Origin of the sequence: Pseudoalteromonas shioyasakiensis, from assembly GCF_022398475.1 — a bacterium.
Classification (GTDB): Bacteria; Pseudomonadota; Gammaproteobacteria; order Enterobacterales; family Alteromonadaceae; genus Pseudoalteromonas.
The window spans coordinates 1-22,627 of record NZ_JAKEVM010000067.1; the positions used below are offsets into that span (position 1 = coordinate 1).

General features: G+C 39.8%; 10 protein-coding genes. 2 read left to right on the forward strand and 8 right to left on the reverse strand.

What is annotated here, in order from left to right; translation table 11 throughout:
• Positions 1-211: 211 nt before the first annotated feature.
• The 8 genes from L1D51_RS12475 to L1D51_RS12510 form a co-directional block, all read right to left on the reverse strand.
• Positions 212-4,291, reverse strand: a complete 4,080-nt coding sequence (locus L1D51_RS12475; protein WP_239963795.1) for a poly-gamma-glutamate synthase PgsB — start codon at positions 4,289-4,291, stop codon at positions 212-214.
• Positions 4,281-8,555, reverse strand: coding sequence for a hypothetical protein (locus L1D51_RS12480; protein ID WP_239963796.1), 4,275 nt, complete (start codon positions 8,553-8,555; stop codon positions 4,281-4,283). Before L1D51_RS12480 ends, L1D51_RS12475 begins: the two co-directional genes overlap by 11 nt.
• Positions 8,540-9,283, reverse strand: a complete 744-nt coding sequence (locus L1D51_RS12485) for a hypothetical protein (protein WP_054561925.1) — start codon at positions 9,281-9,283, stop codon at positions 8,540-8,542. Before L1D51_RS12485 ends, L1D51_RS12480 begins: the two co-directional genes overlap by 16 nt.
• Positions 9,273-11,537 carry a hypothetical protein gene (locus L1D51_RS12490; RefSeq protein ID WP_239963797.1) on the reverse strand — a complete coding sequence of 755 codons (2,265 nt, stop codon included), beginning with the start codon at positions 11,535-11,537 and terminating at the stop codon, positions 9,273-9,275. The genes L1D51_RS12485 and L1D51_RS12490 overlap by 11 nt, the downstream gene beginning before the upstream one ends.
• Positions 11,524-14,637: a poly-gamma-glutamate biosynthesis protein PgsC/CapC gene (locus tag L1D51_RS12495; RefSeq protein ID WP_239963798.1), complete on the reverse strand. Its 3,114-nt coding sequence runs from the start codon at positions 14,635-14,637 to the stop codon at positions 11,524-11,526. Before L1D51_RS12495 ends, L1D51_RS12490 begins: the two co-directional genes overlap by 14 nt.
• Positions 14,637-16,529 (reverse strand): CHASE2 domain-containing protein, encoded by a 1,893-nt coding sequence (locus tag L1D51_RS12500; RefSeq protein ID WP_239963799.1) that lies wholly within the window; start codon positions 16,527-16,529, stop codon positions 14,637-14,639. The genes L1D51_RS12495 and L1D51_RS12500 overlap by 1 nt, the downstream gene beginning before the upstream one ends.
• Before the next feature lie 9 nt (positions 16,530-16,538).
• Positions 16,539-18,752 carry a CapA family protein gene (locus tag L1D51_RS12505; RefSeq protein WP_239963800.1) on the reverse strand — a complete coding sequence of 738 codons (2,214 nt, stop codon included), beginning with the start codon at positions 18,750-18,752 and terminating at the stop codon, positions 16,539-16,541.
• A 333-nt stretch (positions 18,753-19,085) separates the two neighbouring features.
• Entirely contained in the window at positions 19,086-19,739 is a 654-nt protein-coding gene (locus L1D51_RS12510) for an OmpW/AlkL family protein (RefSeq protein WP_054561921.1), read from the reverse strand.
• 235 nt (positions 19,740-19,974) lie between these two features.
• Here L1D51_RS12510 and L1D51_RS12515 point away from each other — a divergent pair, with 235 nt between their 5' ends.
• Entirely contained in the window at positions 19,975-21,393 is a 1,419-nt protein-coding gene (locus L1D51_RS12515) for an MATE family efflux transporter (RefSeq protein ID WP_239963801.1), read from the forward strand.
• A gap of 70 nt (positions 21,394-21,463) precedes the next feature.
• Positions 21,464-22,627: succinyl-diaminopimelate desuccinylase (gene dapE / locus L1D51_RS12520; protein WP_239963802.1), on the forward strand; the 1,164-nt coding region annotated here is incomplete at its 3' end.

Below are 22,627 nucleotides of genomic sequence, written 5' to 3' on the forward strand. Positions count from 1 at the left end.
ATTGAATAGTATAATTTTACTGCTTTAAATGGCTTTTGTTCAATTAAGGAACAAGCCGGATTTGCGGTGATTTTACGTTTAATCGTTTAACTTTATGATTTGTAAAAGCTTGTTTTTTGATCGGAAATTTCTGATTTTTCAAGATTTTTTTATAGCTCAAAAAAAACAAACCCGTAAGTATTAGGGTTTGGTCTTGGGTCTAACTATAAAGTTAGTCTTGATTTGACTTGTTCGCGAACCATCCAGACTTTTGATTGCGACTAAGTTTACCGAGTAGCTTAATCGCTTTTTCTAAAGTGATACGCTGATCTGCAATATCGCGATAAATTTGGTTTGCGCGCTTTTTCCGTTTTACTGCAGCACCGGCATCTAAAAATGATTCAATTAGTTGATTGAAGTATTTCACAAGTAAGGCTTGTTGTTGCTCCTGCTTCTGGTTTGATTCATCTTCTTCAAGTTTTTCTAACAGGCTAGATATTTCAGCCTGGCAAAACTCATTTTGCGCAAGGTGAGTTTTCTTTAAAGTTGCTAAATGTTGTTTCATATAGTCTATTTCAATGAGATTGAACGAAACAATCATATTTAAGTTTGTAAGTGCGGTACGAAACTCTTTAGCTGAACACTGTTCAGTAAATAAGTGGCGAATGGTTTGATGTATTTTCTGCCACTGTTGCCATGCGTACACGTAGTTTAAACCCGCACCTTTTATGTTTTGCATGCCTACAATAACCTGATGTGTATTTGGCAGAGCTAAATCGGCGGTTGAAATAGTAAGTTCATCGGCAGATAAGTTACTATTTTCATGGACTGTTATTTTAGACTTAGTAATAGTTAATAGGCGCTCTTTTATTTCATTTGCATTTTCAGCTATGTTTTCTTGTAAAGCAGCAAGCGCATTTCGTTGAAAGTGGTGGCAGAAATAACTCAAAATAACACCTACTTGTGAGTCTAAAATATCTCCGAGAATTTCTTTTACGCAGGCTTTATTGAGTGTCCCTTCACTCAGCGACATTAATTTATCTGCATTGGTTTGCCCATATGCATTGACAAAGCGGGCATGGAGCTGCTCTGCAGTAAATAAGTTCAGTTGTACCAATAGGCTTTCAAGTTCTTCAATATCATTATTTTCAATGAGCTTATCAATTCGCTCTGTTAATGCATTAATAAAATAACTATAAAAGCCATCTACATTAGTACCTATCACTACAATTCGGTCAAACCTTAAGTCATGGCTCAAAATATTAGCGAATACTTTCGAGCGAGCGACACGATCATTACGGTTATTAATTAATGCAATGACTTGTGTCTTAGGGCAATCATTGAGCTCATAAAGGCTGAGTCTGCGCCAATTCTCAAGCGTTGCTAAGCGCTCATTTGCCGACATACTATTTACAAAAGACTGCTCTATAGAACCTATTGGTGCCCTAGGAAACTGTTGTAATACGCCGATATCAGGAATAATTCGCGCAGAGGTTTCTTTAAATACATAATCTTTGCTGAGGCCAATGTGTTTGGCCATTTTACAAACTAAAGCAATATTTGCAGGGTGCTCTTGATATGGATAAAGGGCTCGAATATCTTCGGTAATTTGTAGGCCGTCAGCCCAATGAACCTGAATTAAATTTGAATTCTTTTGCTTCGCATTCGCCTCAAGTATAGGGGCCATGTTTTGCTCGCTGGTGAATACTAAGCTGTTTTCACCAATAAAATGGCTTGTTTCATTAGCAACATCGATACCTGTTGGTCCTAAAATGTCTTCATGATCCGGGTAGGCGTTAGTGATAGTTGAAAAGCTATCTTGCATCCAGTTGCGCAAAATTCTGACATAACGCGGAGTTAACCCCATGCATTCCCATAAAAAAACATCCGCATTTACATTTTTGGCAAAGTGTAAAACGTCACTTTGTTCCCAAATGCTGGCTTTATCAAAGGGTCTAAATAGAGGGATTTCGAACTGTTCACCACTGGCTCTGGCATAGATCATGGTCGCTTCACAGCCTGTGGTTTTACTAACAACTTTTAACGTGAGGCTACTAAAAAGTGCAGCTTTTAAACGCTCAGTTCCTGACTTTCCTCGCGTTCCCCAACCACCAATTGAAACCGGAATGTGTGCTCTGTCAGACTTTATTTGACGACTAATTTTCAAATGCCTTGCCCAAAAGTAGGCAATAAAGCTGAGCACAAAGAATATAAGCTGGCCTATGCTATTTTGGTAAATTGAATACGCATACTCTTTAAAGCTTGACCATAGATTAAACAGAAATGGTGTAATTGCGAGTTTGTTATATAACCTACTGATACTTGTTTCTACCGGGAAGTTTGTATCTAGTACGCTACCATACGGCTGAAAATCAAGTGTAAACCCTTTACTTTTTAATATCTCTAAAAACTGTTTTTGTTCAACTTCTGAGCCATTTCTCAGTTCGTTTAATTTTTCATAGTTAAACGATATCCAGCTATAGCAGTAAAGCCTTTTAAATAGGCTCTTCGGTGGGGTCACTATGAGAATACCATCCGGTGTATAGGTTTTTGCTGGCGTTTTTAGGTTGTCTTGAGAAAGGCTGCTCAAAAGAAAGTCGAGTAATGGCAAGTGTTCACGAGCACTAAATTGCTGTTCATCAAAGCGTGGTTCGCCAGGGACTTCTGTTTGACTAATTTCAGCCACTGTACTACTGGGTACATGCATAAATGCACTTGGTTTTCTTGCATGCAAGTGGTTAAAACTCTGGCGTTTATCAGTACTCGGCGTTTTGAATTCATGCCAAAGTCGCCAAAAACGAAAGCCTCGCTTGTAGCCATATTGTACTTGCCATGATTTCTTTCGCGCACTGACATTGTAGGCTTCATAATTTTGCGCTTGATTACTTAATAACCTGCCGAGTAACTGCTCATTCCAATCAGCTAAATCTAGATTTTTGTGGGCGCTCAGGTCAACTTCAAGTTGTGCTACTTGCTGCTGGTGCACAAAGCTGACAAGTTGTTCCCGTACACGGCTGATAATGCGGCGAATAGCGAGACTTGGCTCATCTTCTAGGCGCTGATTTAAAAATTCCACAAATGATTTAAATAAACTATTAGCTTGCTGCTCTGTATGGCAATCCACTTGCAGGTTAAACATAATGCGAGGACTTAACTCGAGTAATAAGCGCTTTTCAGCAAAGCTAGCCGTTGCTATTAATTGTTGTTGCCAAACTTTGAATCCTTGCTGATGCTCACTGAAACGTGGATCGGCTAATTGCTTGATCAGAGTTAACCTAACAGCCTGTTGAGTCTCATTTTGTAAGCCTTCTAAAATAAGCTGTTGCGAGCATGGCCATGGCAACACAGAACACAGCTCATAGACACTTTGCCTTACTCTTGGGTAGCGATGTTTGGCGAGTAAAAATAATAGTTTAATGTTAACCTCACTGAGGTTAAGCTGTTTGCTAAGGATGCCAGCAAAGGCACTGAGTAAAAATAACTGCCTTCGGTCAATTTGCTCATTTTCAGGTAGTTCTAAATCAATATGAGAGCGCATATAGTAGCGTGTGAATGTTGGCCTTAAATTAATTAAAATTTCTAAGATATCGACTTTTGCAGCATGCGGGGTTGTTATTTTTTCAAGAGACTGTAGTAAGTTTTCTACTAATTCGGCATTAAACTCAGGATCATCTACATATTCACTTATTAGCTGCACTTGATTTGCCAAAGCGCGAAAAATTGAGTTGCGAATGGCTTCATTGTCAGTTTTTTCTAATAACGACAAGAAAAAGCTTTCTAAATTTAGAGTCAGCCATGATTGCGCAATTTCGTCAGCGTGGCTACGTAAATAGCGATTCGCTAAATCCCCAAGTTTACCAATTAAAAATTTCAGTGATTGTTCAAGCTCAGAGGTTTTATCTTGATAGCGATTAATCATCGCACCTTCATCAAACCAGCGCTGAAAAGCCTCTTGATCTTTTTTTAGCTGCAGTCGGTCTGCCCCTAAAATGTATGCGTAATCAAGAATGTGAAACTCACGTTCTGCTTTTAACTCTGCATGGCTCAAACGCTCTACAAAACGGCGATGGTCGGTATCAAGTTTAAGCAACTGATTCTGCAAGGTTTCAATCTTGTGAGTAAGGAAAGCAATCGCTTGTAATAAAAGCCAGTCATCTTCATCGTCATCGTCAGGTTGATTTTTTATCAGCTCCCATTGGCTTAATTCATCAACAAGTTCATGATACTTCTGACGGTATAAGTCTAGCCAAAAACTAGCTATATCAGCAAATAGCAAGGTTTCTAGGCGTTGTTTAAGTTGTTTACTGCTCATAATCACTGTGCTCTAGCAAATGGTTAAGTTGAAGTGCAGGGAAAATAATTTCATCATGAGCAAAAGGTGCAAAGCCGGTGTGCTGGTTATTACCTGATGAAAACTCGAGACTAATATTATGATTGTTCCAGACCCAGTCTTGCTGCCAGCTTAGTTTCAGCCAGCCATTTGTAAAACTGCCTAAATTGACTTGTTTTTGCCACGCAAAGCGAGTGATGTATTGCCATGTGGCTGTAGCTCTATGCTCATCGGCAAAGCGATAGTAGCTATCTAAACCAACTTGAAAAATGTGGCCACGATAATATTGGTTCCAACTTGAGTTGAAACGTAAGTAGTCTAGGCTTATCCAGTCATCGTTAGAACCAGAGGAAACACCAAAATTAAGGTAGTTATCAACCCAAGGTTGATAACGGTACTGGTAATAACTCAACCAGCCAGATGCATGATTTTCACGGTAGAAGTTGAAAACGCTCGAGTTTAGTTGCTCATCTGCTAAGTAATCATCAAGGTCTGCGCTGTTATAGCGAATGTAAGGCGTTACTTGCCATTGGTGGCGGTGCACAGTATCGCGCTGCCAAGACTGACCAATACTGATACTTGCATCTAATGTATACTGTAAGTCAAAACTATCATGGCTTGGCTGCCAACGTGAGTTGATTTGCGTGTCGATATACCATGGGCTGTTTTCATCTTGCCAAGAATGGTAACCATTTAGGGCAAAAATATCAGCCTGGCTATCGCTCATAGAGTAATAGCCCTCTAATTGATACCAGTGGTTATCATCATTGAGACGTAAGCGGGCACCTATATCTATTTCTTCACGGGCAGGTATATCTTCGGCACTTTGGAAAATTGTTTGTTGATCGTAGCGAATAAATCCCTGCCAATTTAATTCGTCACTATGTAGGTTTATCTGCTCATTGATAATAGAGGGCTTTTCTGGCGCTTGATAAGTGACCAGTTCTGGCAACAGGGTTTTTGCCTGTGAGTAAGGTGAAATTTTATTGCTTTGCTCACTTAGCTGCCAGCTATACAAACGAACGTATTGTAATTTATCTGCAGTCACTTCAACCTTACCCGCAGGGTGGAAGAAACGTCTTTCTGTTCGCTTAAATTCATTCATCTGTTCTAACTTAATGAGTCTGTCAGCAGGTAATTTGGCCATTAAAGGCGTATCAGGTGTCACTGTGTAAAAGAGTAACGTTGTCGGCAGCTCTAGGTGTTGCCAGCGACCTGTAACATATTGTTCAGCTTCAATTGTTAGATGCTGCGATAGGTACGGGTTCAGCCACCTGACAGAAATGATGTTGTTATCCAATTCACGTTTGTTAAATGTGAAAGGAATGCTTTGCTGCTCTGTGACTGACCAGATCTTTTGATCATTTGCTAATTGTAATGACAGGTTAGCAACATTTGCACGAGCCAATTCAGCAGTAGAAAAGTTAAATTTAAAGCGAATTTGTTGCCCTTCAGTTTGTGCTAAATCAATGTTTAATGTGTGGAATGGGCGCAGCAGTATGCCTTTATTGGAGCCTGCCTGTGTATTAAGCAATGTAAAACGATCTGCAAAGCTACTTTGTGCTGTACTTTGCATGTCAAATAATCGCGTACCAGCAAAGTCGAGCAAACTATCTAATGGCTGCCATTGACCATAACTTTCTATTCTGTTTTGTAAAAAGGTCGACTTAGAATCCGCACCTAAGGTTTCTAAGCGCTGAAGAAGTTGTGTGTATTGGTTATTGGTAAGACGCTTTTTACTAAGTAAATAAAGCCCATTTAATAAAAGTTCGGCTTGTGTAGCGTCTGCAGAGTAGATAAGCGACATAATATCATTTGATGGGGATTTATTTGCGGCGTCAGACACATAATCGAACTGACTAAATAAAGAGTCTGGAATGAAGCTCACATCAAGATAACTCGTATGGTCAGCTGTTATTTTTAGCGCTTCACCAGCTTTAAGGCGAATTACTAGTGTGGCTGCAATTGAGGCCGCTTGTTGGTTTTTAACAAACAAAGTAGTTGCGGGTATATCACTAAAAATAGGCATGAGTTTATGCTGATATTGACTCTCAGCCATAAGCCAAGCGGTTTGATACTCACCGTTCTGCTTGGCTGCTGTGCGAGCCTTAATAACTAAATTAATAGGTGTTTGGGCTGTAAAGTGCCATGGCATTGTTTTTGTGATGATAGTATTTTGATATTTCCTCTGGCTGTTAATAAAGGTTTCTTGCATACCAGCTTTTACTAAATAACGCGCTTCATCAATGAAGGGAGGGGCACTGAGAGTTTGATAGTTAAGCGCTTTAAAGCTTTCAGACACTTTAGTTGGCACAGTTGATGAGTGAGCCAGCCACGCAGCCAAACGATGTTTTTGCTGTTTTACCGCTAAATTAATCAAAACTGGCGGGCACTCATTTATGCTTGTTAAGTTACCTGCACACAGTGCAAATAGTTTAATATCTTGACGTTCTGTTTGATAACTATCAATCAAGGCTTTTGCTGCAAATTGCTTCAGTTCTAATTGCTGTGTACTTTTGTATAGGCCTTCTAAATAACTATTGGCTAAGTGGAACTGTTGCTGTTTACGTAAAATTGCGACTCTAAGTTGCCAAGCTTGTTTAGCAATTGTTTTATTCGCATTTTGGGTCAGAGGTTTTAAAAATGCTAAGGCATCGAGAGGGGCGCTATTAGCTAAGTCTTTCGCTGTTAATAATGATTGTTCGGCATTAAATGCAGAGACGTTTTTACGTGCTGGCGCGTAGGGCTCGATGGCCGCTAAATAATCAGCATGTTGTTTGTGTAGGTCATCTGCAATCAGTTTTGATATCGCAGGGCTTATATTCTTAGCATTAACTGCTTGTTGATATATCACTTCGTCGCTGGGCAGATCAGCAAGCGTTCTTGCATACAGCGCAAACTCAACTTTATTTGATTGACTACTTAAGCTTTGAATTGTTAATGACTGACTGCTCAGTGGCACAGAGATAAATAATGTTTGAAAGTCATTTGTTGCTTTTAGGTTTACTAACCAACTATTTTCACCTGCAGATAGTTTCAATTGGCTGTCTTTAGTACTCCTTGCAATTAAAGTTAACCAAGGTGTTGCACGTTTTTCACTAGATAAATCAAATAGCTGTGCAGATTGGCTTAAAGTGCTTATAAGGCGGAGCTGTTGATTTATACGCGGATAAAACTGATCGTCTACTAAGCGTTGCTCAGCGAGTTCAGTAACCATACTATTTTGAGACTCAACTGGGTTCAAAGTGCGATAACTACCCTTAAGCTGAGATTGCCCAGTCATCATAGATAGCAAGTTGGTACGGCGTTTTAGGGCAAGTGAGTTATTTGCTTTAAATATATCATCACTAAACACTTGCAATGAGTGGTCGCGATAAACCGCTATAATGGCATCATCAGCGACTTGATACCAGTAGGGTAACAGTAATTTTTCTTGTTCTTTTTCTGCAGCATTATCATCATAAATTGCGCGGTGACTTTGCTCTAGTTTGATAAATGCATCGGTTTTACTTTTTATCGTTAAGTATTGTCCGGCAGCGATGGCTAGGTACTCAGTATTTTCAAGGCCTAACGACTGTTCTTTATATTCTAATGCTTGGCTATTAATGGTATTGATTTTAGCAACCAATTGTTTATCGACATACGCATAAACAACACCTTTTTCATCAGGCTGTTGCATATTTTGGCGAACAGATAATTTAAGCTTTTTTGCTGCCGAGAAAAACAAGGTGACTTCATCATCTTTGCTTAGTTGATAATAACGTTCACTGCCATTGCGGTTTTTAGTTACAACTGAGGGCTTAGCAAGCGACAAGGCTCGTCTAAAGCTATCTACATTTTGTGGTATATGACCAATCATAGCGCTGAACGTGGCACCCTCATCTAGGTGATTTTGGATGGCGACAATTCGGTTATGGCTCATAGCGGGGAGTTGGCATCGCTTCGTATCGCATAATAAATCGCGATGCACTTGTAGGCGTTGTTGTATGTATTGGGTATTCCCCGCACTAATAATGAATTTATTAAGAAGCTCAGGGTCAATGTCTAGCCAATGCCCTTTCGGAAGCCAAAGATAGCGATGTTGCTTGGCACTAAAGTTCATATCTTGGCTGGTGGTATAGGGCGCGAGCTTTGGCGAGGTTTGCAGCCAAATTGCGGGCTCAAGAACACCTCTATTTGTATCAACAGCGTATGCAGGCTGCATTGAAAGCAGCAGTAAAATAATAGCAATTATGAAATAAGGCATTGGTTAAACAACTTAAATAGCTGGTTATTAGAAACTAATCGCTCACGCAACTGGCGACTTAACTCGATATGGAAAAACTGACTGTTGTTAGGAGCCAGCGATGCAAGAATATTGGTGGTGCCTCCAAGTTCTTTAACATCAAGGCCATAAACCATAGCTGTAATATCTAGCTGTTCATTTAAACAGGCTGTGATTGCAATCGTCCGCTTGCTAGGTATTGCATGACCATTACTTATAATTGCATCAGCTTTTTTACCCTCAGGAGTCTTCCTTTTTTCTTTTGCGTAACCATGGATCTGATAAATCGAAAATGACTCAACATGTTCAGAGTATGCAAGAATAAAGGCATTACTCGCGCTTGGTTTATACTTACCAAAGTCAATAAGTTCTCCATGCTCATCACGGTCGTTGCGGTGTTTAGTGTTGCTTAAAAATACTTGGCAGTGTGCATATAGTGCCTTTGCAATAGTATGTGTGTGTTTGTCATAAAAGCGATGTGGTGCATAAGCAATGCACTTTTCACCTTGCTGTTTATAATGAATTTCACCACCGGAATTTAAAGATTCATTTGCAAATAGAGCACCTTGGTTGACATTAAAGTGTGTGGGAGTCTGTTGCTGATCAACAAGCCATAACTTTAAGCTCAAGGTAAGCTCATTTAAACTAGGTGTTGCGTGGCATGTAGATACAAAGAGCCAAACTATAATCATCATTATTTTAGTTTTCATGGTTCCACCACCTTACTTTTTGCTCCTGCAAAGGATATTCCTCAAGTATAGAAACCCACACCGTGTCAGTTGTTTGCAGTGTTAGGGAGTGTAACTCAGCAATGTCATTAGTGATTGTTTGAGTAACGCTAGGATAGCTTGTTAACTGACTATTTTTTGGGTGAATTAAAAAAGCATCGAGTAATGCCGATTGATTTAGCATAAAGCGTTGTTTAGCGATGCTGTATTCACTGGTCAGCCCTGCTTTGTAGTCGGCATTTTGTGTAAGCGATAACTCTACAGGTTCGCTGCTATTTGCACGAAACACTTTAAATACTAAGCTCATAGGGCGCTGTTGTTTTGTGAAATCAAGTGTCAAAGGAGTATTTTTATCAAGTTGGTAAATGCGTTGCTTTATCCACGGGCGATCTCCATACCAATTTTGGTAAATAGTTTTCGCCTGTGACTGTAATTGCTTTAATGCCTCGACCGATAGCTCAGACACCGCGACTTCTTTGCTGCTTTTGTTAGTTAAGCGATAAACTAAACTATTGTCCTCAGAATCGTCATAAGGTGAATAGTTATTTTTGTTATATAAGCCAAAGTTAAACACCTGCGGTGGTAACTTCGGCATAAAATAGCGATCAGGACTTAGCACTAAAGCGACATTTGATAATGGCAGCTTTGCAAAGAGCTCTTTAGATTGATAAAAAGTTGTCACTAAATCCGGCTCTTTAGGCGGAGTAAAAGTACGGATATTAGTAAAATGTGCTAGCTGCGTTAACTCATAATGATTTGCAGCTCTTTGTTCATACCAAGCGGCAATATCGTAAAAACCATTGATTGGCTCGGGTAGATATTGATGAGAAATTGTTCGTTGATAATTGAAATCTGCTAACCGAGATTTTAATCGAACGTAGACATCTTTTTCAGCGCTAATTTTCAGATGATGAGCATTATCTGGGGTACGTAAATAGTAACTATTGAGCATACCGACACGCTGTCTTTGAGTTGTATCGGTGATTAATCGGTCGAAGTCTGACACTTCACCTTTTAAAGTCACGGTGTAATCTTCTATTGCTAGGTTACGTTCATCATAAATAACCACGTTAAGCTGACTACTTTGCAATGCACGAACGTCAATATTGAGATTACTATTTGGCTCTATATCAAAATCTACACTGGCAAATTCGTTCACCAAATAGCTGCCTGCATAACTCGTTAAAATTGGTGTGCTTGACGCTGTTCGCCAATTTGTCAGTAATGGCTCTTCACTACAAATGGTGACTAGGCCTGCATCAATAAGCTCTGTCTTATAGCTATTTTTGCTATCGGTTGGAGATACACTGATTGGTATTGGCGCCTTGAACTGATGCTTATCATACCAAGTTAGCGATGGTAATAGCTGCTCTGAGTTGACGGTGAAAATAAGGCTGTCAGTCACATCAAGTTTAATACTGGCACAGAGGCCAAGTTCAGTGTAATAAGCGCCTAAGTCATGCTGCTGCATGCTAAAGTCATAAGTAGTGACATTGTAAGGTAGCGTTTCATACAAAATGTCAGATTTAAAGTCGATACCAGGGATCCCTTGAGGTGCAATTTTTTGCCACCAAAATGCCATCGCATTACTAATTTCAGCGCTGGTTAGCGTGTTTTCACCCATAGTTAAATAGTCAGTGGCACGTTTTCGCCTTTCTAGAGGGCGTTTAAGCCAACTGTTGAGTGGGTCGATATTTTGTTCAGGGGTTTTTGCATGAACACGGACAACCACGCCTTGTAGTGATTTTTCTTCTGGGATCAGCGTTAAATCAAGGCTTTTGGCATTTGGATAATGAGTGATTGGCAAATAAAAAGACTGCCCAGAAGCAACGTTTAGTGATTGTTTATTCTCTATTATTTGTTTGATCTGTTGTTCTTCACTATTGTTAACTAGTTTTGAAGCGTGATGGTAAATTTTATCTAAAATCACATTACCTTTATCGTCATATAGAACGTATTTAATTGCGTAATTGACCGGTAATTCAAGAAACACAGATTGGTCAAACACGGCATTCGAGAGAATTCGTAATGAATGAGTTCGCTGATTAGAAAATGTAAATCGCAGTGGCTTTTCGCTACTTAACCACTGTACATTAGATCGCGTTTCGGTATTGCTACGTGCATCCACGGGCTCTGCTGAGTCTAGCCACACTAAAAAGCTGCGCCCTGCAAAAAATATAGCTAAAAGTAATGTCAAAATAAGTAATAGGGCGAATAAGCGTTTAATTAAATACACGCTGACCTCCTCCCATTAGCAGGTTAAATGCTTTTACATCAATCAGTTGATTGTTTGTCGGGTTATAGATCGCAAGGATGTTATTGTTCTGCTTTATCATTAGTGCGAATTTATCAAGGTGTTCCAGCTTGATGGTTTGTAAACTACAAGCGGGGATTTGGAAGCAAAAATCTCGCAACGATGTGAGACGCTGATTAGCGACATAGTTATTTACAAGGGTTTGTAGCTGTTGGTTCTTGTTAACATCCAACGGTTGCCAGTTAAATGGCGATAGAGTGGCAAGGTTTATTACCTTAACCTTAGAGTTACTCGAAATGGCTAATAAACGTTGTAACACACTACTTTGATCCATCGAAAACTGTTGTTTAAAGTCTGAAGCGAGCCACAAGGTTGCCAGCTCACTATTGGCATTAAACTGCTGGTAACCGGATTGCGGAGAGCTACCAATCTCGAGACCGCGAGTGGCTTGTTGCCCCATGACTGTTTGATAATTGACACCTAACGCGTTGAGTTCATTATCAACTTGCTTCATTAATGGGATCGCTGTATCGCTTATTTGTGTTGTTGAGAATGCGATTGCATTTGGGCGTATCCATGAAGGTGCGCTATGGCTGCGAATTTGAATATTCAAACTAGGCTGGTTTTGTGTAAAACGTAAGAAGCTTTGGTGAATAATATTGAATAAAGAATCAACATTATCTGCAGCTAATACATTTGCTTGTGGATGTGCATAAGGGTGCGCCCCTGCAACGAGTAGGTTAGCAGCGTTCGACTTAGCAAATAACTCACTGGCAAAACTTAACGTATTACTTTCAAATAAAGGTCTAGGGACACTTAAGGTAATTGCTTCGTGTTCGGTCAAATTAAATAGGAATATGCCTTGGCCTTGTTGTAATGCAGCAGGAGTATCTAGCGGGCTCAGCAGTAAATAACGGCCACTGTTGTTCTTCACAAGCCTTAATTGATAGCTCAAAAGCTGTGCGGTGCCATTAATTTGTTTTAGCTGGTTTAGCATATCTTCAGTCAGCGCATCATTACCAATGCGAGCAATCAGCTTGTAAAGTGGCGTTAAGACTTCAAACTCCCAAAGTGCGACCTGACTATTAGAAAGTGGTTGATAGTCAAAACTGCCTTTTTTGCTTATGTGAGTCGAATAAATATCAACTATTTGATTGATTTCTTCATTTAATTCATTCAACTGTAGATTACTGTAATTGAAATTATCACGGTATATACTGGCTAAAATATTGGTGTAATTATCACCATCTAAAAACATTTCGAACATTGAACCAGAAAAGCTTGAAGAAGGTAGGCTGCTACTCGTTGCCGTGCCAAAAGAGGTTGTTTCACTGCCGACAAAATCATGTAACTCGCGTTGACTTACTGAGCTCGGTAATTGGTTATAGATCCAATATTGGCTGTTTGCGTGTATTGTTTTGTCTGAAAGCAAAGTAGCAGTATGGCGGTTGGCCTCTCGAATTTGCAATATCTCTGTACCTTCTAATGCAGAGATAAACGCCTGATAAAATGGGCTTTGTTGATTTTCTTTCGCTAAGGTCTTTTGTGGCGTTTTACTTGTACCAAATACCAAAGCTTTACTTTGTAGCTGTTCGAAAATCAGGGCCGCAGAATCACTGGCTAAACTTTCAGTAATTGGAAATGGCACGGTGACTAATAAAGGGGTTTTAGGTTGTTTGTTGAAAACAAACAGTCCGCGTTGCCTATCTTCAATTGTATCAATCAGATAAATATAGTTTTCATCACCTTGCAGTAAAAAGCCAATGCTAGAAAATAAAGCTGAGAGCTCAGCGATATCTTGCTGTTTAATGATTGCCTTATTTAGCTGATAAACAGCATACTTAAACTCAGCAACGGCTTGATTTGCTTTATAACTACTTACACTAACTTTATTACTGCGACTGGTATAAAGGTAACTTTTATACTGACTAACTTGCTGATTGAGCGTAATAACATGCTGAATTTCAGTTTCGGGTTTAAGGTTCGGCTTAGATAGTATCGAAGGAATTAGCATAACAATAAAGCCAACGATAATGGCAAGTACACCACCCACTATCGAAGTTTGTAATGTTGCTCTGACGACAAGACCTAAGGCGTTTTTTTGATAAATCTTTAAAGCAAGTAAGGTCGCTAACATATAACCAAACGCGAAAGTATCGGTCACTTTTATGGCAGGGAAATACCAGACCACAATGTAGTTAAGAATCAGTTTATAAATAAAGCCGATAGTGAAGAACAGCATCAATAATCTGGCACCTTCAATATTGGCGTGTCTAAGCCTAGTAAAATGAATAAGTGCCCCGCCAACGGCCAAAATAATGGCTGTTTCAGCAAATGAAGTTAGTAATTTACTCGGTTGAGTAAGTTGAAGGGCAAGAAGTGCTGGTAGCATGATACCGTTAAACTCCCAGCCGTACTTAATATTCGCCCGAGAGGCAAGAAAAGCGGTAATAACTAGGATGATATAGGCTTTGGGAGCCGCAATAATCGACGCAGCTACTGCTTCGTACATAATACCCAAGTTAGCAATACTAAAGTTTGTGAAAGGCATGAGCACAAAACGTACGAGAATAAAGGTAATAAGTAACTGAATAAAGGTTACTTTTAAGCCATATTTAAAGCCTCCGTTCCACATTACATTAGCTGTTAAAGCGATAATGATCAGGCCAAGAGAGTAGAGCTGTGAAGCATAATCAAAGGTGATATCCCAGCGACTTAATTGGTTTGCAATTAACGGCCAAAACAAGGTATCCATACATACTCGAACTAGGATACTTATCAATATGATGGCAAAAAAACGATCACGACCAAACATTTGGCTATAGCCAAATTTTTCCATCATATAATGTGCGCTAAAACGCATTAAGGCATATACAACAATAGCTTCAATGATAATAACTGCCGCAGAGGTCGGACTAATTATTAACAAAGGAACGATATAACCGGGTACTACAAGGCCTGTTAATGGAAAGCCGAAGCGCAAGTTAAGTAAGCATACAACTGCAGTGCCTACCCAAACTGTTGTAATAACAGATTGACCAAGGCCACTACCTGCAGGGAAGAGTGCTAACACAAAATCCATTAACCTTGCCCCTCATTACGAGCTACATGGTTATCGATAAATTCAAATAATATACCTGATACTTGAAAAGGCTCACCGGATGCCGCTTGTGAGCTGTCAGTGTGTAGGGCTTTAATATTTAAGGTATAGTCTTGTTCGCCAAACTTAGCTGGTAAGGCTACTTCTGCTTTGTTTAGAGTGATATAACGCAATTTCCCTTTAGCAATTTCAGCGTCTAAATCACAGCTCTTGCAAAGTAGGTCTAGTGCCGTCATTTCAAAAATCGCAAGTTGGTGCTGCTTGGCAAATTGTTCAAGGGATGCGTTTGTTTGAATTACTTGACCAAACAAATTAAATAAAACAGTGGCAGAGCGGGTATGATTAAATACCATTTCTAAGGTTGTTAGCTTTTGCTCCATTTCATTAATAGATTGTTTAACCTGCTCACTAATCGGCTCATGTAGCTTTAAGGTTAGTAATTGATTTAATAAGCTATTGTTACTCGCTTGAGTCGTTTTAAATATATGATAATGGAAAAGCAATTCAGCAACTTGAGCTGCGAATTTATTGACGTTTTTTTCAAACGCTTGCTGATTGAAGTATTTGTTAGGGATAACAGATAGTGCCCAAAAGCCGCGGACGTCACCGGCATAAACCAAGGGCGCCATAAATTCGATTTCACCTTCTTTAATATGTGTAAAGAAGGGGCGGGTAATTTGTACAACCCCTAATGATTTTAACGCTTTGCTGTAAGGAGTGCGCTTGTAATCACGACGCATCTCTTGAATATCATCTAAATTACAATTTATCGCACGAATTTCAACAACACGATGATCATCTTCTTTTCGGGCAAGGAATATTGATTTTTCTAAGTCTAGCTGCTGGCTAATTAATTGAATGATTGGATCCCACGGCGAGGCTTGCTCAATAAAGCTTTGTGGGATAAAACGGCCCATCATTTTTTGCTGAATATTGTTCACAACAGTGTTCAGCTCGTTATCTTCAGACATCTTTCGAACAACAATTACCCAAAATAAGGTGATAAATGTCAATACTATGTATTGTCCGATTGGGATGAAAAGTTGATTAAATTCTATGAAAAAATAGCCCAATAAGCACCATAGCAGCACGCTATTTAAGGCAATAATAAAAGAATATATGAGCGACAGTTTTTGAAAGCTAAAAAGCAGTACAAAAACAAGCGCAAGCTCAATAAAAATAGTCAGTAAGCTATTTAGTTGTTTTACAGTTGTTTGTTTATCAATACTGTCAGCGAGATAGGCTATCAGTAATAAAGGATCATTTAAGCCGTCGACTTTTGGGGCGTGAATAAAGACATTAAAAGCGGCCGCTTTTTGACCAATGATAATAATCTTATTTTCAAGTTGCTCACTCATTACGTCAACATTTAGCACCCGTTCAGCACTAAATTTTGGCAGCGCAGTGACAGCTAAATCAAAGTCAATAAGTTGAACGTGTTCTGAATCATAATTAAATATCTGCTGCCAAATACTTTTGCATTCAAGCTCATTTGATTGAGGAATGCGCATTTGGTAAGTAGCCCAATTATCAATTTGTGGTACGCAATATTCTCCCTCAGCGTATGGGTAATAGACATTTTCTAGTTTTGGTGCGACTAATGTTTCATTAGCCAGCACTACAATCGCGCGAGGTTGATATTCAACCAATTTTTCAACGAGTTGCTGGTGGTTGTCTGTTAAGCGGTCGCTGGTAATAAGTACAACATTAGTTTGTTGAGTGTGGCTTAGTGACTCTAAATTTTGATAGAAAAAAGCATTGCTCGCCTGAAAGAGGTTGAACATATTACTTAACAAGACCACACAAAATAAGCTTAAAGTAAGCCAAAATGCGCGCAAGTTTTTTAAACGCAACAATTGTTGAACAGCAGACACATCTCCTCCTTAATCAAGTAATGTGAACGTAATTTTTACACTCGTATCATCACTTGCTGAGATTTTTAAAAAGTCAAAACCGTGCATTTTCTCGGTTTGCCATAGTCCATTATCTAAGCTGATAGCATTTTGCCAGCTAATTAGTGCAACATTATCTAAGCGAGAGATTGCTTCACCTGTACTTGGTGCATAATGTCTAAATTGCAGTTTCACACCTCTTGGTGGAAGTTCTTTTGGTCCTAAAGTGAACTCATCTGACGGTAAACTAAAGTCATGACTAAATGCATGCCATGCTTGGTCACCGCCTTCACTTACATCTATTTTATGTTGTGAAAAAGTAAGATCGTCTATTTCGGTTGTATAACTTAATAGAGCATCAATTTTTCCACCATTTTCTGATTGTAAATAACCATAAAATGAGAAGTCTTTACTCAGAAGTGGATCGCCATTTTCATCTGTTAATTCCATCACTCGCATTGTATGTCTAAACGGTATTATCGATGGCGTATTATCGAACTCGTCACGACTTGAGCAAAGTGCTTGAATGCCAGCATAAGGTTGGTCTGTACATGGAAAAACGCTGTCACTGGTGTGATCCCAGCGGCTTACTTCAAACGCCTCGCTGTCGTTATCCCAATCTTCAAAATCACCAAACACCATTATGTCGCGGCCAAAGACCATACTACTGAGTTCGCCACTGGTTACTTCGATCTCAGATACGAATGCGGCTGATGAAGGGGCGTATTGTCGCAAGTCAATAATGTCACTATTGCTATTTACCTCAATAGTGACGTCTGTCGTGCTCTTTGTTGCCTGATTTTGACTAAAATAGACTTCACCATAATTATCACGAGGAATTAAAGTGATATTGTCATCAGAAAACTCAGCAAGGCGTCTTAATAAGTAGTGAGTTAAAAAACCTGTTGTAAAGCGTGGTTTATAATCTTCAACAAAAATAGGATAAGCAAAAGCCCGGTTGACGGTTTGCGTTTCTGTGTTTAAATCGATCATCACAGCAACACCGAGTAAGGTATCAAGGCGAGGTTGGTCAAATACGAAATTACCAAGACCGAGTACAGCAGGAATATCGTTATAGACAGCAAAGCCTTGCGCTACATGGGGGTGGTGAGCAATAAGGAGATCTGTATTTTGCTTTGATAATGCTTCAAACCGGCTGCCAATATAGCTTGAAGGAGAATAGGTGTATTCATCACCTCCGTGCATTTGGGCAATGATAAATTGTGAAGAATCCTGTTCTTCTAGTGAAGATTTAACTGTATCCGAGTCGGTTAAATTTGCAGCCCCGCCTTTTTCAGTATCAGCAATGTAGCTGTATTCGTGTTCTGTCCCTGTGATTGAAGTGGCGGCAAAAAGCACGAGCGTTACATCTTCAAGTGTTTTACTCACTGTGGTCATTGCTTGGGTTTCATCAAGTCCTGCACCGCTATGTAGTAAGCCAGCATTGCTTACTTCAATAAGGGTATCTTCTAAGCCGGATTGCAAGTAATCGTAGATATGGTTATTACCAAGACCAACATAATCTATGCCTATCTCGGTTAGCCCTTGCAGTGAGTCTGGTAGACTAAAAAAGCTGAACTCTTTGGTTGGATGGACGGTTGCTGGATTAGTCGTCACTGGCGATTCTAGGTTAACTGATGCAAAGTCAGCATTTTCAAATAGGGCTGCGACATCAGCAGTAATTGCAATACTGTCTGCCCCGGCTGTACCTGGATGGATCAAGGCATCAGTTACATCGGGAATAGACGTGCCCATGGTTTTTAAATTGGGATCTAAATAACGACGGCCAAACATGGTATCGCCAGCAAATAAGAGGCTTTTACTGCTCGATGCTTTAGTTTGGAGTTGGACTGTAGTTGTCGATGAGTCTGGTTGATTAACGACAATACTTGCACGCGGAAAATATCCCGTTTGCTCAACCATAATCGCATGATTGCCATAAGCAAGGTTACTAACACTTATAGTACCATCGCTATCAGACTGATAGCTTTGCCCAGCTAAGGTAACACTGATATTGCTTAGTGGTGTTTGATTTTCATCGGTGATCGTAAAAGAAATATTTGCACTACCAGCAAGCAGCTTTTCGCGATCGCTGATTGTGACCTGCGTTTGCTCATCTGGTTTATCTTCGTTCGGGTCTTTTACTTTACATGCAGTTAAATTAAGACACGTAAGCAGAACTAAAGAATTAAAAAATATTTTCAACTAACGCCCCTCGTTATCACACAATTTACATTCTATACGTCAAAATTATTATGGTTATTTTATAATTGCTGGCTAATAGGGACAACAATTGACCAGCTCTGAAAATTCAGATATTGCATGCTCTTGGGCATAGTTTCGATGATATTTTGTACTGGTGACTTAATAACCAATGATAAAGGTGTAGCTTAAGTTTTAAGTGTAGTTCAAATTTATTGGTTGACAGAATTTGTCTTAAAATTTAGACAAATAGCAATTTGGTATTAGGAGATGAATGGAAATAAAAAAGGCCAATAAATGGCCTTTTTGTGCGTATGGGCTTTCACAAAATGAAAGTTAGAATTTGTATTTAACACCGAACATAGCAACAACTGGGTCGATTTCTACAGTTGAAGTTAACGCTTTTGCGCCGTCAGCATAAACAGTTGCATCTGTATCGATGTCGATTAGTGAAACCATGCCATGAAGGCCCCAGTTTTCACTCATCATATAGTTAAAACCAGCTTGAGCTGCAAAGCCAAATGAATCATCTAGTTTAACTTCTACATCGTCAGTGCCTAGTGTTGCTTTTAGTGCAGCTGAAGGCTCTTCATCAAAGAAAACAGTATAGTTTACGCCTACACCCACAAATGGACGGAACTTATAAGTTGAGTCTAAGAAGTGGTACTGCGCTAAAAGTGTTGGTGGTAAATGTTTGATTTTCGCAATTTTGTTACCTGCTAAACCACCTGCACCTTGAACATCATGACTAAAAGGTGTTGCTGCTACTAATTCAATTACCCAATTGTCATCAAGCGCATAATCTACAGTAATACCTAGCTGAGTATCATCATCTGCACGTAGACCTAACGTTGGTGCTTCATTGATTTTTGAGCTGTCGTTATCAGGGTTTACATTAATTGCACCTACGTTCACGCTTAAGTTTGCGTTTGCAACAGGAGAGAGTGCTAATAGTGAAGTAAGTAATGCAATGCTTAATTTAGTTTTCATGTTGTTCTCCGCGAACTACTTGTCTTATTTGGTTGAGGCTATTATTACTAACTTGAAGCGGACAAAACCTGTTCTAGATCAAAGTTTCAAAAATGTTTGAACTAAGTGAAGCCATTTATTGATTTAGATTAAGTTTTTAAACAGGTACAGCAAAAAAAAGATTGACTCTTATTGACTCTATATTCAGTTGCGGCTGGTAAACTAACAGGGTTATTTGCTTAATTAGGTGTTTTTCATGGCTGATCCTCAGCACTTATTTCTTCATGGCTCGATTTCAAAAGCGTTACTTAAATTAGGTATCCCGATCATCTTAATCAATATTTTGCAGTCTGCTTATCAGTTGACCGATGCATTTTGGGTAGGGCGCTTAGGGGCAGAACAAGTGGCTGCCGTTTCTGTCAGTATGCCCGTTACCTTTTTGGTGATTGCTATTGGCTCTGGTTTGGCAATGGCGGGCGCTATTTTATCCGCTCAATACATGGGAGCTGGTCAGCAAGATCAGGTAAACCATGTTGCTGCCCAAACTATGTTAATGGTGACAATTACCGCAACCATACTTGGTTTAATAGGCTATGTGCTTTCTCCTTACTTTTTGACTTTATTAGGTGTTGAAGATCAAGTGTTTGGTGATGCGCTTAAATTTATGCATGTATCTTTTATTGGCGTTGTGTTTGTATTTATTTATGCCATGTTTCAAGCCTTAATGCGTGGCATAGGGCAAACCAAGGTACCGCTTTATATTGTAAGCGCTACTGTATTACTCAATTTTGTGCTCGACCCTTTACTGATTTTTGGTTTTGGTGACTTTGCTGGATTTGGCGTAATGGGGGCTGCACTAGCCACACTAATCACGCAAAGCTTAGCGGCTGCAATCGGGGTATGGGTGTTTTTGCGAGGCCGCCACGGCATCCAACTTAAACTCTCTAGCTTTAAACCAGACTGGCAATATATGAAACAAGCCTTCTTTTTAGGGGCTCCTGGCTCGGTTGAACTTTCTGCGAGAGCCTTTGGCTTAATCATTATGTCGTTTTTGGTTGCCAGCTTTGGTACGCACACCATTGCCTCTTATGGTGTTGGTTCTAATATTTTACAAATGGTGATGATCCCTGCAATGGGTCTTTCAATGGCTGTTTCAACCTTGGTTGGTCAAAACATGGGGGCAAGAAATCCACAGCGTGCAGCACAAATAACACGTTTAGCCTCGCTTTGGGGATTACTAGGCCTAACATTAGTGGGCGTTGTTGCTTATCTGTTTGCTGAATACTTTGTGGCTTTTTTCATTCCTGATGATGAGTCTGTGATTGCTGGTGGCGCAGAGTTCATTCGCGTTATGTGTTTAACTTGGGGCGGAATAGGCGTGCAGCTTTGTGTGGTTGCTGCATTTAGGGCTTCAGGAAACATGCTCAATGCTATGGTTGTGTCACTGCTTTCGCAATGCGTTATTCAATTTCCTACCGCGTATATTTTGTCAAAGCATACTTCACTTGGACCACAGGGCATATGGTATTCGTTTGCTATTACTAATGTACTTGTGGCTATTATTACTTATCTTTGGTTCGCAGCTGGTCGTTGGCAGCGAACACAATTAACCAAAGAAGACAAAGATATTGCCAAGGTAACCCAAGAAACCCTCATTGAAGAAGGAAATCATTAATTTAAGTTTCACACTGCGGTCATAATCTCTCGTTGTAATAACCTAAGCTTTCTAACTGACTAGGGTTATTATGAGTTTGATATCAAATGCAGAGTTAGCAACGCGCTCAGTAGTGCAGTCTGACGTGGTAGAAACATTACAAACCTTGATCCGATTTAAATCGGTAACGCCTGCTCAAGCTGGTGCAATTGATTGGCTTGAAAGTAATTTAAGCCAGCTCGGCTTTGACTGTGAAGTATTTAGCTTTAATCATGTTACTAATTTAATTGCTAAAATCACCTTTGGTGATGGCCCTATCGTTGCTTTTTCTGGTCATATTGATGTGGTCCCTACTGCAGAAGGTGATTGGCGAGTTGATCCTTTTAGTGGTGAGATAGTCGATGGCAATATCTATGGCCGTGGCGCAGCAGACATGAAAGGCGGCGTTGCTGCTATGCTTTGCGCAACAAAACGTTTTTTAGCGCAAAATAGCAATAAACGCGGCACATTTTACTGGTTAATTACCTCAGATGAAGAGGGCGAGGCTGAATACGGCTCTTTACTGATTGCTGAGCGTCTAGCCAAACAAGGTGTTGTGCTTGATGGTTGCCTAGTAGGCGAGCCGACGAGTCATTTGCATGTGGGTGATACCATTAAAAATGGCAGAAGAGGCGCTTTGTCTGCTCGATTATCTATTCAAGGTAAAGCTGGGCATGTTGCTTATCCAGAAAACACCATAAACGCAGCGCATTTAAGTGCAGAGGTTGTGAAGCGCCTAACGGCAATTAGTTGGCACAAAGATGAAGCTAGTTCGGCTACAACACTGCAAGTGACCGGAATTAATATTGCCAATGTGGTCGATAATCTTGTTCCTGCTCAATGTGAGCTCACGTTTAACGTACGTTATAGTCATGGCTATAAAAGTAAAGACGTTAAAGAAGAAATTCAGTTTGCATTGGCAGATCTAGCATCACAGCTAACGCTTGTTTGGGAACGCCCGTGTGAATCATTTTATACCCTGCATCAAGCAAGCAATTGCTTATTGCAGCAGCTTGAACAAGCCGTGCATGAAATCACTGGCAGCTTTCCGATGCTTAGTACTAGTGGTGGCACATCAGATGGTCGCTTTTTTGCTAATGAGCACACGCAAGTGATTGAATGTGGAGTGCGAAACCATACCATTCATCAAGTTAATGAGCATGTTCCTATCGCAGATTTAAAAACTATTGAGCAAATATATTTAGCTGCGCTTAGA

Excerpts from the sequence above, each read along its gene's own strand:
- L1D51_RS12475 (WP_239963795.1), bottom strand. The coding sequence starts at position 4,291 with ATGAGCAGTAAACAACTTAAACAACGCCTAGAAACCTTGCTATTTGCT.
- L1D51_RS12480 (WP_239963796.1), bottom strand. The coding sequence starts at position 8,555 with ATGCCTTATTTCATAATTGCTATTATTTTACTGCTGCTTTCAATGCAG.
- L1D51_RS12485 (WP_054561925.1), bottom strand. The coding sequence starts at position 9,283 with ATGAAAACTAAAATAATGATGATTATAGTTTGGCTCTTTGTATCTACA.
- L1D51_RS12495 (WP_239963798.1), bottom strand. The coding sequence starts at position 14,637 with ATGGATTTTGTGTTAGCACTCTTCCCTGCAGGTAGTGGCCTTGGTCAA.
- L1D51_RS12510 (WP_054561921.1), bottom strand. The coding sequence starts at position 19,739 with ATGAAAACTAAATTAAGCATTGCATTACTTACTTCACTATTAGCACTC.
- L1D51_RS12515 (WP_239963801.1), top strand. The coding sequence starts at position 19,975 with ATGGCTGATCCTCAGCACTTATTTCTTCATGGCTCGATTTCAAAAGCG.